The organism is Acinetobacter pittii (assembly GCF_034067285.1).
Classification (GTDB): Bacteria; Pseudomonadota; Gammaproteobacteria; order Pseudomonadales; family Moraxellaceae; genus Acinetobacter; species Acinetobacter pittii_E.
In genome coordinates, this window is the sequence record NZ_CP139286.1 from 2,047,252 (window position 1) to 2,064,012 (window position 16,761).

Below are 16,761 nucleotides of genomic sequence, written 5' to 3' on the forward strand. Positions count from 1 at the left end.
CATGTAAAATCAGCGACAATTTTTAATTTACACATTTGTGAGTGGTTTTCATGGGTTTTAATTGCGGTATTGTTGGTCTGCCAAACGTAGGGAAATCTACCCTTTTCAATGCATTAACGAAAGCAGCGATTGCAGCGGAAAACTTCCCTTTCTGTACCATTGAACCAAACACAGGTATTGTTCCTGTACCAGATCCACGTTTAGACAAACTTGCTGCGATTGTTAAACCACAGCGTATTTTGCCAACTACAATGGAATTTGTGGACATTGCAGGTCTTGTTGCTGGTGCATCAAAAGGTGAAGGCTTAGGCAACCAATTCCTTGCTAACATCCGTGAAACTGATGCAATCGCTCATGTTGTACGTTGTTTCGAAGACGAAAACGTAATTCACGTAAATGGTAAAATCGATCCATTAGACGACATCGCAACTATTAATACTGAACTTGCACTTGCCGATCTTGAAACGGTTGCTAAAGCAATTTTACGTTTAACTAAAGTTGCTAAAGGCGGTGACAAAGAAGCTGTAGCAACTAAAGCAGTTTTAGAAAAAATCCAACCTTTACTTGACGAAGGTAAACCAGCTCGCGCGGCTGATTTGTCTGATGATGAACGTAAATTAGTTCGCGGTTTTGGTTTAATGACTTTAAAACCAACCATGTATATTGCAAACGTTGCAGAAGACGGTTTTGAAAACAATCCGCACTTAGACGCAGTAAAAAAACTTGCTGCGGAAGAAAACGCAATTGTTGTTCCACTTTGCAACCAAATCGAAGCTGAAATTTCATTATTAGAAGATGAAGATCGTGCTGAGTTCCTAGAAGCAATGGGCATGGAAGAACCGGGCTTAAATGTGGTTATTCGTGCAGGTTATGCACTTTTAGGTTTACAGACTTATTTCACTGCAGGTGTACAAGAAGTACGTGCATGGACAGTAAAAGTTGGTGCAACTGCTCCTCAAGCTGCTGGTGTGATTCACACTGACTTCGAAAAAGGCTTTATCCGTGCTGAAGTTGTTGCATATGATGACTTCGTACAATACAACGGTGAAAACGGCGCTAAAGAAGCTGGTAAATGGCGTTTAGAAGGTAAAACTTACGTTGTTCAAGATGGCGATGTAATGCACTTCCGTTTTAACGTATAAGTTAAAGCTCAAAAAAAGCCCCATCATATTGGGGCTTTTTTTATGTTTAATGACTTAAATCCATCGTCTCTCGTTTACTGCGCGCCTCTTGTAAAATACGCGCATGCAAAGGCTTTCTAAAACCTAGCATAAATATAAATTCTGCCAATACAAATAGCGGTCCTATCGCGAGTCCAATCACATCATCAACAAAAGCAGGTTTTTTCTTTTCGAAATAATGTCCCACAAATTGAAAGACCCAACCCACTACAAAGAAACCAATACTTGCCGCTAACCATTGTCCTAAAGAAAACTCGGCAATTTGGCTCGCCAGTGGATACACAGCGGCCAAAAGAATTAGCATGAGTAAACCAAAAACTTTATCTAAAATAAAATAATAGATGGTACTAGCTGCAATCAACAGCATGGCTAAAGTCAGTTTAAAACTACCAATATCGACTCCAGCTCTCGCAGTTAAACATAAAATTGAAAATACGATGAGTGGAATACCAATAAAATGCGTCAATATATTTTTATGATTTAAATGATAAGCCGCATATTTGCTAAGTTGTTGCTCCAGATTTGACATGAGTTATTCCCTATTCACTTCCATATAGTCATACTGTACATATAAGGAAAACTTAAAGTTGTCAGCTATTTGACAAAGTAAAGAATTTTTTCATGGATGATCGGATATTGGACCTAATTTATATTAACCGACTAAAAGAAAACACATGGTTTAGTGTGCTTCCAGAAACATTCCAAAACTTTATTTTAGAACATGGCAAGCAAATCACCTTTGAGAAAAATAGCTATATTTTCCATGCTCAAGATGTATTTGATGGCATTTATACCGTACTTGAAGGCTCAATTAGCTTGGGTTATGTCGATGTAAACGGTAATGAAGCTCTTTCTGCTATTGCTGAGCCGATTATGTGGTTTGGTGAAATATCATTGATTGACCATGAGCCGCGATCACATGACGCAATTGCTTTGAAAAAAAGTACAATACTGCACATTCCCGCGAAGCCTTTAAATGACCTACTCAATGAAAATCCCTATTATTGGTACTACCTTGCACGATTAACTAGCCAAAAACTCAGGTATGTTTTCTTAGAACAGATTGCGATACAAACACGCAGTATTTCTCAAAGGCTGGCTCAACGTCTTCTGTTCATTTTAGAAGGATATGGCAATCATATTGTTATTCAAGATCGTCAAATTCATATTTCTCAAGAACAGTTGGCCAATATGCTGACCACATCTAGGCAGACGATCAATCATGAACTGAACCTACTCGAAAAACAAAAGATCATCAAAATTGCTTTTAGAAAAATTGAGATTTTAGATATTGAGAGATTGAAAGGAGTTGCTCAAGCACAATCCTAATTTTTTAAAAGCGGCTAAATAATAAAAACTTAAAATTAAATTAAAAAATTAGATAACACTGCAAAACAACACATTGTTCAAACTCTATTTCCACAAAATAAATGTGTTAAAGCAGATATTTTCACCCTACACTCAAGCTGAGCAATAATACTCAACAAGGCGCTGATTAACATGAAAAAATTATCAACAATTCTTACAGCAGGCGTATTGGCTATGTTAAGTGTTTCGGCATTTGCATGTCCTAAAGGAACTCAACTACAAGGTGGTACAGGACCAAATCATAAAGGTGGAAAATGTGTAGCAGTACATGGAAAAGCTACCGCTCAAAAAGTGAAGAAAGAAGCAGCTAAAACTAAACAGGATGTAAAAAAAGATTTAACTACGCAAAAACATGACGCAATGACCAGTGCGACTCATGCACAACATGAATCACATCAAATGACTCACCAAATGAAGCAAGATGCTGTAAAAACTGCCAACACAGCTAAAGCTGCAACAAAACCATAATTATCATTCACCCACTATCGTTTAAAGCAAAAAAGCGAGATTGATCATCTCGCTTTTTTATATGTATAGGCTTTATTTAGGAGATGTGTTTCCTAAATTCGGATTTTCAATCGCTTCCTTACACTGCTGTTTATCACGCTCATAATCTGCCTGTTTTTGAGCAACCGAACTATTATTTTCAAGCGTTTCGCGCGCCCATACATCTAGACTCGTTAAAGCTTTACGGCAAAGCGCATATTTTCCTTCAGTGACCGAATCTGTCATTTTTACATTGATACGCCAGTCCGTACTTAATTGACGTAACGGTTTACGAACTTTGTCATCGATTTGGCTGAGTTGCTTTTCATAAACTAAATGCTCAACCGTGTTAATTAATGTCCATGCTTTTTGAGCATAAACAGTTGCATCATTGGTTAGTTTCGGTGCTGGCTTAATTTCTACTTTTTTTTCTGCACCTTGATTACCATTATCACAGCCCTGCAATGTAAAAATACCTGCACACATCATGGCGATATAAACTAAACGAATCTTTGCCTTGAACATATCAAACTGCCGATTAAACATTTCGGCACTATGCTATTAAATTCGGCTACAATACTCAATCTTTCAAGTATTTTTATCATTTGGTTTATTGCCAAGGTGTATTGTGTCCGAACAACAATTGATGCCTGCCCAAACGGCAACTTTTTGGCAAGGCGCCAAAGATAGCCAAGCTATCGTACTCACCTATTTACCCGTTTCTTTTGCCTTTGGCGTTTCTGCATCCCAGTTTGGTTTTACACCATGGGAAGCTTTTTTTCTATCTTGCTCAATGTATGCCGGCGCTAGCCAATTTTTGGTTGTTGCACTTTTGGCTAGTGGTTCATCCATCTGGCTAACAGCATTAACAGTTATTGCCCTCGATATTCGCCATGTCCTTTATGGACCTGCTCTATACAACTTGATTCCCAATAAATTAAATCTTAAGAAAACGGCAGTGTGGGCTTGGGGCTTAACGGATGAAGTTTTTGCCAGCGGAATGATCCAACTTTCACAGCGCAGACAGCAATGGTCCGAGTCATGGATGCTGGGCTTAAGTCTATTTAGTTGGATGGCTTGGGCATCCGGTTCTTTGTTGGGCGGATTATTTGCCGATCAAGTCGCTCATCTTCCAAAGTTTTTACAAGCAGCTTTAGATTTCTTATTACCTGCTTTATTTTTAAGTTTTTTATTAGCGGCTTTTGAGCGAAAGCATAGCCTTGTTGTTGCTGTATCGTTATTAGTTTCAGCCTTGGCCTGTTATTGGATTAACTTATCAGCGGCTATTTTTATTGGCATTCTTTCAGGCATTTTAGCTGGTCTGTTTAAACACTACGTGCTGAAACAGCATGATGAGGTAGAGGTTTAATATGAACCTAGAAATTATTCTGGTAGGCATTATTGTGGGTATTGCCAACTTTGCTTCACGTTTCGGGCCATTTTTTGTAATACAAAAATTACAGGGTTCGCAGCAAAGACGCGGCTCAGTCTGGATCAAAATTGCTTTAGGAAGTATTGGTATCTCCGCAATTAGCGCTATGCTTGTGGTTGCAACTCTTCCACCACTCCTTGAAACCCCAGATAAAAGCTTAGCGATGCTGATTGGTTTTTTGGTTTTAGCAGGTCTTTATTTTAAATTTAAGAAAATTGTACCGGCAACTTTAACTGCCGCAATTGTTTATGGCCTGATCTATACTTATTTACCTTTATAAATAGATAAACTGATCTTCCTTATATAAAATAAAACCTAGCCAGAAGTATTTAAGATTGAAACTTCTGGCTTGAAAAATCTAATTTTTGAATTGATTAAAAAGATAACCTTAGCTACTTAATAGAGATAAAAATGTCACAAGTTAAAATTTACGCAAATGAACAAACCATTATGCAGTATCGAGAACTGCTTTCTCATGCAATCCATCAAGCACTTATTGAAGAATTGAAATATCCTGTTGAGAAAAGATTTCAACGTTTTATTAGTCTTAAACCAGGGAATTTCATTTACCCTTCTGACCGAAGCCAACATTATATTATTATTGAGCTTTCAATGTTTGCAGGGCGCAGTCCAGCGACTAAAAAGCAACTCATTCAAACCCTATTTCGCAATATTCAAGAACAATGCAAAATTGCACCTCAAGATATCGAAATCACTATTTTTGAAACACCTAAGGAAAATTGGGGCATCCGTGGTAAAAATGGAGATGAGTTGCTCTTAAACTATCAAGTGAATATCTAAAAAGTACATTTTTAATTGTCCGACAAAATTACTTTTTTTATGCGTTATAAGGCTTAACTCGACCATAAGTTCTGCTATGCTTAAAAAAATAATTTTGTCAGGATGATTCGCATGAGCGTGACACTCGGTACCCCACTTCAATCTTCTGCATTTAAAGTTTTATTGTTAGGTTCAGGAGAGCTTGGTAAAGAAGTTGTAATTTCCTTACAACGCCTTGGTGTAGAAGTACATGCAGCCGACCGTTATGATCATGCACCAGCCATGCAAGTTGCACATTACTCTTATGTGCTCAACATGGCCGATCCAACTGAGTTAAAACAGCTCATCGAAAAAATTAAACCGAATTTAATTGTCCCTGAAATTGAAGCAATTGCCACAGAAGTTTTACTTGAAATTGAAGCAAACCAAACCGCAACTGTGATTCCTTCTGCTAAAGCTGTAAATCTCACCATGAACCGTGAAGGCATTCGTCGTCTTGCGGCTGAAGAGCTTGGTTTACCTACTTCTGCTTATCGTTTTGCTGACTCTCTAGAAAGTTTCCGTGCTGCTTGTGATGATATTGGTTATCCAAACTTTGTAAAACCAGTCATGTCATCTTCAGGGAAAGGTCAGTCTCGTGTGAAAAGCTTTGACGAGGTCGATGCTGCTTGGGAATATGCGATGCAAGGTGGCCGGGTTAACCAAGGCACGGTCATTATTGAATCTCAAATTGACTTTGATTTTGAAATTACCTTACTTACCGTTCGTGCTAAAAATCCTGAATCGGGCGAAATTGAAACTCATTACTGTGATCCAATTGGTCACCGCCAAGATGCCGGTGATTATGTAGAAAGCTGGCAACCTCAGCCCATGACTGCGGCTGCACTTGAAGAAGCAAAACGTATTGCAAATAAAGTGACAACAGCACTGGGTGGTTGTGGTATTTTTGGTGTAGAGCTGTTTATTAAAGGCGATAAGGTCTGGTTCAGTGAAGTTTCACCTCGCCCACACGACACTGGCCTCGTAACACTAGCATCGCAATTTCAAAGCGAATTTGAGTTACATGCCCGTGCGATTTTAGGTTTACCTGTAAATACAGCACGTCACAGTGTAGCTGCAAGTGCAGTGATTTATGCGGGTGTAGATGCCAACAACTTAAGCTTTAGCGGTTTAAATACAGCATTAGCCAATCCAGATACTGACCTACGATTGTTTGGTAAGCCAGAAGGTTTCAAACGCCGTCGTATGGGTGTAGCAACTGCACGTGCAGAAAACACCGATCTTGCTCGTACTTTAGCGAAAGAAACCGCTGATCAAGTAAGCGTAAAAACCAACTCTTAATATTTATTTATTGGTAGACCTATTTTCATGATCAATACATCGCCATTGTTGAACTACGTTACAAGCCATCATGATATTAAAGCCATTAATCAGTGGCGAACGGATGTAGAAAAGCAATTGCAAGATTCATATGAAAATGGGCAATCTATTCGGGATGTAATTAAAGCGCGCTCAGACCTCGTTGATGAAGCACTGATCTTTTTATGGAAACATGCCGAACTCGACCAGACTGGACTCGGCTTATTTGCGGTAGGTGGTTATGGGCGACGTGAAATGTTGCCCTATTCTGACGTTGATATCATGATTTTATCGGAACATGAAATTAACGAAGAAAATGAAAAACGCATCTCTACTTTTATTTCCTCTTTATGGGACGTTGGTAATTTCAAACCCGGTATTAGCGTTCGCACCATTCAAAGCTGTGTTGAACAAGCCGCGACCGATTTAACCGTTGCAACCACTTTAATTGAAGCGCGATTAATTACGGGCAATAGCCAACTTGCAAAATGGCCTCGCCGTATTGTTTCGCAAACGTGGACAGACAAAACATTTTATGACGCAAAAATGGCAGAGCAAGCCAAGCGTTATCACCAACACAATAATACAGAAAGTAATTTAGAACCTGACATTAAAAATGCACCAGGTGGTATCCGAGATATTAACCAGATTGGCTGGATTGCTAAACGCCACTTCCGAGTAAACCGTATTTATGATTTAGTGCATTTAGGTTTCATTTCAGAGTTTGAACTTGCAGTTTTAGAAGAAGCTGAAAGTTTTCTTTGGGAAATCCGTCACCATTTACACCGTTTAGCCAAACGTGATGAAAACCGCTTACTCTTTGACCACCAAAGAGAGATCGCCGCTAAATTTGGGTATGTGCGCCAAGAAGGTCAACCTGTAAATTACGGTGTTGAACAATTCATGAAACGCTACTACCGTACAGCACAACAGGTTTCAACACTCAATGAAATGCTACTGGCGTATTTTAGCGAATCGGTCATTACCCCTCGTTTACCAAACTACGAACGCAAAATTGAAGAAGTTAACAATCATTTTAAAATTGTCGACAATAAGCTTGCCGTACAGCATCATAAAATATTCGCAGAACACCCAAGCGCGATTTTAGAACTGTTCTATATTTTAGCCAATCGACCAGATATTGAAGGCATTCGCGCCCGGACTTTACGCTTACTCATTCTTGCTGCGAAACGAATCAACCAAAGTTATCGCGACAATCCGGAGCATCAAGCACTATTTATGTCGATTATTCGTTCACCGTATCGTCTATATGATACTTTGGTTGCGATGAAGCGTTATGGTGTTTTAGGAAACTACATTCCTGCTTTTGGCCAAATTATGGGTCTTATGCAATATGACCTATTCCATATCTATACAGTCGATGCTCACACATTATTATTACTTCGCAATTTAAACCGTTTTAGAGAACCCGAATTCGCTAAAGAATTCCCTGTGGTAAGTTCTGTTTTCCAACGTCTTGCCCGTCAAGATATTGTGTTTATTGCTGCTTTATTCCATGACATTGCAAAAGGTCGCGGTGGTGACCATAGTGAACTTGGTGCAGAAGATGCTATTGAGTTTGGACGTGCACATGGCTTTACAGAGCGTGAATGTAAATTAATTGCATGGCTCATTCAAAACCATTTACTCATGTCTTTAACAGCTCAGAAAAAAGATATTTCCGATCCGGATGTTGTTAAAGATTTCGCTGAAAAACTTGGTGATATGGAGCATCTCGATTATCTATACACTTTAACAGTTGCCGATATTAATGCGACAAACCCAAAACTTTGGAATACATGGCGCGCCTCTCTTATGCGTCAACTTTATACGCATGCTCGTGATGTAATCCGTACCGGTTTAGGTCGTCCTGTTGATTATCAAATGCTGATTGAAGATACCAAATTTGCAGCAAGTGAATTACTGGTAAATAACTTCTCATTGGCAGATGTCGAAAAAGTATGGCAAGAACTTGGTGATGAATACTTCATTAAAGAATCGGCAGATGAAATTGCATGGCACACACAAGCCATTTTAAAACACGGCGATAATCCTGAGCCATTAGTCCTCTTGCGTGCTCACCGTAAAGCAGCTCAAGATGCAGTACAGATCTTTATTTATACACGCGATCAACCTAACCTGTTTGCCACCACTGTTGCAGTTTTAGACCGAATGAACCTAGACGTTCAAGACGCAAAAATTATCACCGCAAGTACAGCTTTTAGCTTAGACACCTATGTTGTACTTGATCGTTTCGGTACGTTACTTACTGACCCAGAACGTGAAGAAACGGTTAAAAATGCATTAGTGAAGGCACTTAGCCAACCAGATCAATACCCAGGGCTCATGCAGCGCCGTATTCCACGTCAATTACGTCACTTTGATATTGAAAATACAGTCGACGTAACATTGAATGAAGCGTTACAGCAAAATATGGTCGAAATTTCAACACTTGATCATCCTGGCCTACTTGCACGCGTGGGTGGTTTATTTATGATGCAAGGTTTAGACATCCATTCAGCTCGAATCGCAACTTTAGGTGAACGTGCAGAAGATATTTTCTTTGTCACCAAAAAGGATGGAAAACCGCTGAATAACGAAGAGGTCAAACTCTTCTCGGAAAAACTGAAAGCTGCATTAGATGAAGCATCTAATCAAATTTGTCAGCACTGAAACTCAACTACTTGGTAACTGTTTAATGAACTCTAGCTTGTCGTTATTACACCCGTATCCATTTGAAAAGTTAAACCAACTTTTTAAGGATACTACTCCTGCTAACCTTCCCTTGATTCCTTTATCAATTGGCGAACCGAAGCATCCAGCACCAGAGTTTGTTAAACAGGCTATTATTGATAACTTTAACCATCTATCAACTTATCCAAACAGCAAAGGCTTACCTGAGCTTCGCCAAAGCATTGCAGATTGGTTAACCAAGCGCTTTAAACTTAACAATATTAGTGCTGAAAACCACATTTTGCCTGTGTCTGGTACTCGTGAAGGTATTTTCTCTTTTGTACAGGCGTTAATTAATCGTGAAGATGCACCTTATGTGGTGATGCCAAACCCGTTTTATCAAATTTACGAAGGTGCCGCATTACTTGCTGGTGCAAAGCCCTACTTCATTAATTGCACTGAAGAAAATGGTTACTTAGGCGACTTTGATGCTGTACCAGCCGAAGTTTGGGAAAAGACAGCTCTTCTTTTTGTATGCACACCGGGCAACCCAACAGGTACGGTACTTTCTAAAGAACAATTCAAAAAGCTGATTGCCTTATCTGATCAATATAATTTTGTTATTGCTTCCGATGAGTGCTATTCAGAACTTTGGTTCGACCAAGCACCTACTGGTCTATTAGAAGTTTGTGCTGAACTTGGTCGTGATGACTATAAGAACTGTATCGTTTTCCATTCACTGTCTAAACGCTCAAATTTACCGGGTCTACGCTCAGGTTTTGTAGCGGGTGATGCTGAACTATTAAAACCATATTTGCAATACCGTACCTATCACGGCGCGGCAATGCCTGTTCAACATCAGCTTGCATCAATTGCAGCATGGAATGACGAAAACCATGTTGAAGAAAACCGTAAGCAATATCGTGCAAAATTTGACTTATTTCAATCAGAGCTAGGACATTTACTTCCATTACAAAAGCCAGACGCTGGTTTTTATTACTGGTTAAAAGTCGATAATGATGAAACTTTTGCCAAAATGCTTATGGAAAAAGCACACATTAAAGTTTTACCGGGTCGTTATTTATCTCGTGATACCGAGCAAGGTAACCCAGGCGCCAACCATGTACGCATGGCTTTAGTGGCAGACTTAGCACAATGTGAAGAAGTGGTTAAGCGTTTAAAAGCGATTCTGTAAGCGTCTTCTTACCAGTTGTACCCCTTTCCTCAGGTCGTACAACTGGGCTACAACACTATTTATATGTAATCAAAAGTACAGCAAAAATAATAAAAGCGATACCAGAACAATAGTATAAACCTGTCGCAGAGCGCTTAATCTTGTCTAAAACTCGTCTCTGAGCAAGTAGTTTAACCAATAAGATATTCCAGATTAAAACCACTCCGACCATCCATGTACTCATGAGCAATTTTTGAAATAAGCTAACATCCTTTTGAATAAGCAGCATTAAACTGCTGTAGAACATTATATTTTTAGGATTTAGAAGACTGGACTGCAAACCCAAAGCTAAGCTTTTAATCTTATTTTTATAACTGAACTCTTGTTTAACCAAAATATTTTCTTCAACCGTCATATTTACGTTAGCACCTTGGGCTGCTTTAAAACAAAGAAAACTCAGATAAGCTAAATATCCAGCCCCCATCCATTTAAGTACTAAAAGAATGGTTGTACTTAAATTGCCAAGCATCATAAATCCAAATAGACAAACCATTAAGATCAAGGCATTGCCCAAGGTAACTCCTAAAACAACACCATAGGTATAACGACGACCTTTTTGCAAAAGACTAGTAAGAATAAGAAAAAAATCTGGACCTGGAGATAACAATGCTAAAAAGTGGGTAAAGGCAATAACCAAAAAAACTTCCATAACGATTTCATCTTTAAAACTGTATGGAGTAGCTTAAAAATAGCGAAAATTAATTTCTTGTAAATTATTGCGCGGCTGCAAGTTGGAACTGACGAGGAGTGATTCCTGTATGCGCTTTGAAAGCTTTATGAAAATGGCTCTGATCACTAAAACCTAAATTTATTGCCAATTCTACGAGTGAAATTCCTTGTTTCAACTGGGCTCTAGCTTGATTAATTTTTAAATTAATTTGAAATGCATGTGGTGTTAGGCCAACATTGGCTTTAAATAAACGAATGATTGCATATCGGCTCAGGCCTACCTGCTCAGCAAGCGCTTCTAAAGAAATAAATCGCTCTGACGATTTAATAATATTAATTAAGTCCAAGAAATCTTCATACAAATATTGAGTTTTCTGTATTTCTTCTAATATGAAATGAGGGAGTAATAATTGAGTAAGGCAATAAATCAATGATTGTTCTTTTTCAATAATTAACTTTTGAGGGTCGAATAAAGTCTCATTCATAATAGAAAAAGCCTGATATAAAGACTCATCTTTTATAATAAGGGGTCTATGCTGGGGTAAATTTAAATCAAAGCCCTCTTTTTGAAACTCTGTAAACCATTGCTTAAGCCATGAGATATCCAAATGTAGCATCTGGTAGCTCCAAGCTTGATCTGGCAAAGGATTACATGAATGCTCAATATGTGCCGGTACAATAACCAAAGTACCAGCACTAATCTTTTGGGACGTACCAAATGAGCTTTGAAAAACGCTATTCCCCTCATCGATAGCCCCAATAGAAAAGGTTGGGTGACTATGTGACTTATAACATGTTCGGCTAAAACAAGACCTTCTAGTTTGAACATACGGCATTCGCCCATCTTGCCAAAACTCAAAGGCTGGAGGAATAGCGCTCATTTAAACGATTAACTCGCCAATGCTTTTTCAATGTCAGCTTCTAAAGCTTCTGGTTTAGTCGTAGGTGCATAGCGATTTAGAACAGCACCATCTTTACCTACCAAAAATTTGGTGAAGTTCCACTTAATACTACTACTGCCTAAAATACCTTTAGCTTCACGTGTTAAATATCTGAAAATCACGTGGGCTTCCGGGCCTTTTACATCAACTTTAGCAAACATGGGAAATTTCACCCCATAGTTACGCTGACAAAAACTACCGATTTCTTTATTAGTTCCCGGATCTTGCCCACCAAACTGATTGCAGGGAAAACCTAAAATTTCTAATCCTTGATCTTTATATTTTTCATAAAGCTTTTCAAGACCAGCAAATTGTGGTGTAAAACCACATTTACTTGCAGTATTTACAATTAGTAAAACTTTACCTTTGTAATCAGCCAATTGCTTAACTTCACCCTCTAATAGCTCAGCTTCAAACTGATAAATATTACTCATGGATAGGTTTCCTCATCATTTTTTTCTTGTGTTTTCAGTTGTAATGATGCCGAGTTTACACAATAGCGCAAACCAGTCGGCTGTGGTCCATCTTCAAATACATGCCCTAAATGAGCCTCGCAATCATGACAAACTATTTCCGTTCTGACCATACCATGCGTTAAATCTTCATGTTCATCAATGACAGCACCATTGATCGGACGAAAGAAACTTGGCCAGCCGCACCCGCTGTCATATTTTGTATCTGATGAGAACAATTCTGCACCGCAGCAACGGCATACATATGTACCATGTTGCTTCGTATTCCAGTATTGCCCCGTAAATGCTGGTTCAGTGCCCTTTTGTCGCGTTATCCGATATTCTTCAGGTGATAACTCTCTTTGCCATTCTCGGTCTGTTTTATTAACTTTTCCCATGACCTGCACCTTTTATTCTGATGTAAACATAAATTGATAAACGTATTTTATATTTACGCCATTCATCAAAAAAACACTAGTCTCTGAACGTAAAAATTGTTGGAATTTAAACAACTAAGCCATAGAAAGCAAAAAGTAAGCAAAATACAAAAGTAAAAGTAAGCAAATTTACATTTTATTTTCTTCCAAGGAAGCAAAGATGGTGCTATTCTTGTGTGGCACGGTTGTACAGGACAAAACATGTCTCAGAAAAAAAGTGTGCTTTTCCAGCAACTACTACCAGTTATTAAACAATATCAACAATCGGGTTTTACCCATGAAAAAATTGTTGAACTATTGAAAGATCAACATGATCTGAATTTGGTAACAGTTAAAACATTTAAAAGTTATTTATACCGATATGCAAAAGTGAATCCAGCTATGTCTAAAAATACTGCTACTCTCCAATCCATGCCAACTTCTCGAGAAATTAAAAAATCATCGAAGCTTGAGCATGTTTGCTATGACATTCGTGGACCAGTATTGCGAGCCGCCAATGAAATGGAAGAGCAAGGACATAAAATTATTAAGCTGAATATCGGTAACCCTGCTCCATTTGGCTTTGAAGCACCACAAGAAATTATTAATGACGTTGCTTTAAACCTACCAAATGCGATTGGTTATGTAGATTCAAAAGGTATCTTTCCGGCACGTAAAGCGATCTGCCAGTACTACCAGCAAAAAGGCATCTTAAATATGCACGTTAATGACGTGTATGTGGGTAACGGTGTGTCTGAGCTCATCGTCATGGCTATGCAAGGCCTATTAGATGACGGAGATGAAATGCTTATTCCAATGCCGGATTACCCACTTTGGACAGCAGCCGTTAATCTTTCAGGCGGTACAGCAATTCACTATAAATGTGATGAAGAAAATAGCTGGTATCCGGATATTGCTGATATTGAAAGTAAAATTACTCCGAATACTCGTGGTATTGTCATCATTAACCCTAATAACCCGACGGGTTCGGTTTACCCACGTCATATTCTTGAACAGATTGTAGCGCTTGCGAAAAAATATGATCTAATTTTATTTGCCGATGAAATTTACGACAAAATTATTTATGACGGTATTGAACATGTTTCAGTAGCATCATTAGCGGGCGACCAGCTTTGTGTATCTTTTAACGGCCTATCAAAAGCTTATCGTATTGCAGGCTTCCGCTCAGGTTGGATGGCAATCACTGGCGATAAAAGCCGTGCTGCCGACTATATCGAAGGATTAGACATGTTGGCATCAATGCGTCTATGTGCAAACGTTCAAGCTCAATATGCAATCCAAACTGCCCTAGGCGGTTATCAATCTATTAATGACTTGATCCGTCCCGGTGGTCGTTTATACGAGCAACGTAATATCGCCTGGGAAATGCTTAATGAGATTCCTGGGGTGAGCTGTGTAAAACCAGATGGAGCAATGTACTGTTTCCCACGCCTCGATCCAAACATCTACCCAATCGAAGATGATGAAAAATTAATGCTTGATTTGCTGCGCGCGGAAAAAGTCTTATTGGTTCAAGGCACGGGCTTTAACTGGCCAACACCCGATCATTTCCGTGTGGTTTTCCTACCTGCCGAAAATGAATTACGTGAAGCAATTACACGACTAGGCCGTTTCTTAGCCAACCGTCGTTAAAAAAAATGCATAATAAAAAAGGCATCTTAAACTAGGTGCCTTTTTTATAATTCTGGTTTATTCATTTTTGTAAAAGAAGAATTATAGAGCTTCCCCACACCTTACTCTCCAAAAATAAGATATTGAAGTTAAAATATTTTTGTACACCTATTCATTTTTTTAAGTGTAAAAGATAGTGCACGTTTTTATCCATATATTTTTTACCATACGTTCAAAATTACTTATATTCTGTTAACTTAGCCAATTTTTATTATGCAAAAAATGCATGGTTCAATATATTTTTGCATTTCACACTGCTTCAAAATCGAGCAACAATCCCTCTCCATAACAACATCGCCATATTCGATTCGGTTAAAACAGATACAGATCTAGGAAGATAAAATCGTTAAAACGACCGGACTGAACTAACAAGGAAAGCTTTCAATTATCCAAATCCCATCAAAGGATGATTGAATCAAATGGATAGAGGTTCATATGAAGCAAAAGAAATTGCTCAAGTATATTGTTATTGCTATTTTACTTGGCGTACTAACAGGTTGGATTTGTCACCACTTCTTCAATGAAGGTGAACAACTCAAACAGATCGCTTCTTATTTCAACATTGGTACAGACATCTTTTTGCGTCTTATCAAAATGATTATTGCTCCATTGGTATTTGCCACAATTGTTTCGGGCATTGTCTCAATGGGAAAATCAACATCAATCGGCAGTATTACCGTTAAGTCGATGACTTGGTTCATTACCGCTTCGTTTGTATCGCTTGCGATCGGCATGGGCTTAGCAAACTTTTTCCAACCTGGTGCGGCTCTAGATTTAGCATTACCAACAGCTCAGCAATTGAGTGGCGCTTCTCTTCCAACAACGAGTGGTTTTACCCTGCAATCATTCATCAGCCATGTGTTCCCTCGCAGCATTACAGAAGCAATGGCAAATAATGATATTTTACAGGTCCTTGTTTTCTCTATTTTCTTTGGTTCAGCTCTCGCTTTTGTAAATCAAGGCAAAGAAAAAGATTCAGTGATTATTCGTTTGACTGATGAACTAAGCAAGATCATGTTCCGCATTACCGATTACGTCATGATGTTTGCACCTGTAGCAGTATTTGCAGCAATCGCTTCAGCCATTACAGTACAGGGTTTAGGTTTGATTGTTGATTATGGCATCTTAATCGCAGAGTTCTACTTCGGTCTTTTATTACTGTGGATCATCTTATTCTCTGTCGGTGCAATCGTACTTAAAAAAGATATCTTTCGCTTAGGCAAATTAATTCGTGAACCTGTAACGCTCGCTTTTGCTACAGCTTCAAGCGAATCAGCCTACCCTAAAGTAATGGATGCACTAAATAAGTTTGGTGTGCCTAAGAAAGTAACGAGCTTCGTATTACCTTTAGGCTATTCATTTAACCTAGATGGTTCAATGATGTACACCACGTTTGCAGTACTGTTTATTGCTCAAGCGTACAACATTGATCTTAGCTTTACTCAACAAATCTTAATTTTGTTAACTCTCATGGTAACAAGTAAAGGTATTGCAGGTGTTTCACGAGCTTCAATTGTCGTTATTTCAGCAACACTCACCATGTTCCACTTGCCTGAAGCTGGCATCCTTTTATTGCTCGGTATCGATCAGTTCCTTGATATGGGCCGTACTGCAACAAATGTAGTAGGTAACAGTATTGCGACCGCAGTTGTTGCCAAGCTTGAAGGCGACAAAGTGACCGATACTGAAGAATTACCAGAATCTGTATTAATTAAATCAACTCAAGAACAAACGATCGCTTAAGTTTCTCTTTTCTCCCACTCTCCCAACTTAAGAGCAATTTTATATGACCTTATAAAATTGCTCTTTTTTTTATTCTCAAGTTAAGGGTTAGAAATACGCACATATTTTTATATTAAATAATGATTTTAAAGTACTATTAAATTTTCTTAAATTAAACCTTAAAAATAGAATAAAAATTACGCAAACAAAATTTATATTATTGAAAATGAATATCAAATGATTAATTTTTAATTCATTTTATTCGCGTTTAATTATATTAATTTAATAAAATTAATATTTAGTTCATTTTTAAAAATTATAAAAAATAGTTAAATTAAATTATAACAATAAAAAAT

Annotated in this window: 17 protein-coding genes; 11 read left to right on the plus strand and 6 right to left on the minus strand. The window is 38.3% G+C overall.

Going from position 1 to position 16,761, the window contains the following annotated elements; translation table 11 throughout:
* Nucleotides 1-50: 50 nt before the first annotated feature.
* A complete protein-coding gene (ychF, locus tag SOI81_RS09630; RefSeq protein WP_004642544.1) occupies nt 51-1,142 on the plus strand; it encodes a redox-regulated ATPase YchF in 1,092 nt (363 codons plus the stop codon).
* Nucleotides 1,143-1,188: 46 nt separating this feature from the next.
* Here the strand turns inward: ychF and SOI81_RS09635 are convergent, their stop codons facing one another.
* Nucleotides 1,189-1,710, minus strand: coding sequence for a DUF962 domain-containing protein (locus SOI81_RS09635; protein ID WP_320540599.1), 522 nt, complete (start codon nt 1,708-1,710; stop codon nt 1,189-1,191).
* A gap of 92 nt (nt 1,711-1,802) precedes the next feature.
* Here SOI81_RS09635 and ntcA point away from each other — a divergent pair, with 92 nt between their 5' ends.
* Nucleotides 1,803-2,510, plus strand: a complete 708-nt coding sequence (ntcA, locus tag SOI81_RS09640; protein ID WP_320540600.1) for a Crp/Fnr family transcriptional regulator — start codon at nt 1,803-1,805, stop codon at nt 2,508-2,510.
* A 171-nt stretch (nt 2,511-2,681) separates the two neighbouring features.
* On the plus strand, nt 2,682-3,017 hold the full coding sequence (locus SOI81_RS09645) for a hypothetical protein (RefSeq protein ID WP_016141273.1): 336 nt from the start codon (nt 2,682-2,684) through the stop codon (nt 3,015-3,017).
* Between the two features lie 72 nt (nt 3,018-3,089).
* Here SOI81_RS09645 and SOI81_RS09650 read toward each other — a convergent pair whose 3' ends face one another.
* Complete coding sequence (locus tag SOI81_RS09650) at nt 3,090-3,560, minus strand: hypothetical protein (protein ID WP_025470320.1); 471 nt, start codon at nt 3,558-3,560, stop codon at nt 3,090-3,092.
* Between the two features lie 121 nt (nt 3,561-3,681).
* On the opposite strand from SOI81_RS09650, the gene SOI81_RS09655 reads away from it, so the two are divergent.
* From SOI81_RS09655 to dapC, 6 genes are all read left to right on the plus strand, one after another.
* Nucleotides 3,682-4,404: an AzlC family ABC transporter permease gene (locus SOI81_RS09655; RefSeq protein WP_239976784.1), complete on the plus strand. Its 723-nt coding sequence runs from the start codon at nt 3,682-3,684 to the stop codon at nt 4,402-4,404.
* Nucleotide 4,405: 1 nt separating this feature from the next.
* Entirely contained in the window at nt 4,406-4,747 is a 342-nt protein-coding gene (ygaH, locus tag SOI81_RS09660) for an L-valine transporter subunit YgaH (protein WP_057105800.1), read from the plus strand.
* A gap of 131 nt (nt 4,748-4,878) precedes the next feature.
* Nucleotides 4,879-5,268: a tautomerase family protein gene (locus SOI81_RS09665; RefSeq protein WP_016141277.1), complete on the plus strand. Its 390-nt coding sequence runs from the start codon at nt 4,879-4,881 to the stop codon at nt 5,266-5,268.
* Nucleotides 5,269-5,370: 102 nt separating this feature from the next.
* The gene (gene purT, locus SOI81_RS09670) at nt 5,371-6,588 is read left to right on the plus strand and encodes a formate-dependent phosphoribosylglycinamide formyltransferase (protein WP_320540601.1); all 1,218 of its coding nucleotides are present in this window, start codon (nt 5,371-5,373) and stop codon (nt 6,586-6,588) included.
* 27 nt (nt 6,589-6,615) lie between these two features.
* A complete protein-coding gene (glnD, locus tag SOI81_RS09675; RefSeq protein WP_224991722.1) occupies nt 6,616-9,279 on the plus strand; it encodes a [protein-PII] uridylyltransferase in 2,664 nt (887 codons plus the stop codon).
* Nucleotides 9,280-9,304: 25 nt separating this feature from the next.
* Entirely contained in the window at nt 9,305-10,474 is a 1,170-nt protein-coding gene (dapC, locus tag SOI81_RS09680; protein WP_320541578.1) for a succinyldiaminopimelate transaminase, read from the plus strand.
* Between the two features lie 55 nt (nt 10,475-10,529).
* Here dapC and SOI81_RS09685 read toward each other — a convergent pair whose 3' ends face one another.
* The 4 genes from SOI81_RS09685 to msrB form a co-directional block, all read right to left on the minus strand.
* On the minus strand, nt 10,530-11,162 hold the full coding sequence (locus SOI81_RS09685) for a LysE family translocator (RefSeq protein ID WP_320540602.1): 633 nt from the start codon (nt 11,160-11,162) through the stop codon (nt 10,530-10,532).
* Between the two features lie 64 nt (nt 11,163-11,226).
* Nucleotides 11,227-12,063 (minus strand): AraC family transcriptional regulator, encoded by an 837-nt coding sequence (locus SOI81_RS09690; protein ID WP_320540603.1) that lies wholly within the window; start codon nt 12,061-12,063, stop codon nt 11,227-11,229.
* 8 nt (nt 12,064-12,071) lie between these two features.
* The gene (gene gpo / locus SOI81_RS09695) at nt 12,072-12,557 is read right to left on the minus strand and encodes a glutathione peroxidase (protein WP_016141283.1); all 486 of its coding nucleotides are present in this window, start codon (nt 12,555-12,557) and stop codon (nt 12,072-12,074) included.
* Nucleotides 12,554-12,973, minus strand: coding sequence for a peptide-methionine (R)-S-oxide reductase MsrB (gene msrB, locus SOI81_RS09700; RefSeq protein ID WP_016141284.1), 420 nt, complete (start codon nt 12,971-12,973; stop codon nt 12,554-12,556). The genes gpo and msrB overlap by 4 nt, the downstream gene beginning before the upstream one ends.
* 240 nt (nt 12,974-13,213) lie before the next feature.
* Here msrB and SOI81_RS09705 point away from each other — a divergent pair, with 240 nt between their 5' ends.
* A complete protein-coding gene (locus SOI81_RS09705) occupies nt 13,214-14,644 on the plus strand; it encodes a pyridoxal phosphate-dependent aminotransferase (protein WP_320540604.1) in 1,431 nt (476 codons plus the stop codon).
* A 474-nt stretch (nt 14,645-15,118) separates the two neighbouring features.
* Entirely contained in the window at nt 15,119-16,426 is a 1,308-nt protein-coding gene (locus SOI81_RS09710; RefSeq protein WP_239976782.1) for a dicarboxylate/amino acid:cation symporter, read from the plus strand.
* Nucleotides 16,427-16,761: the final 335 nt, after the last annotated feature.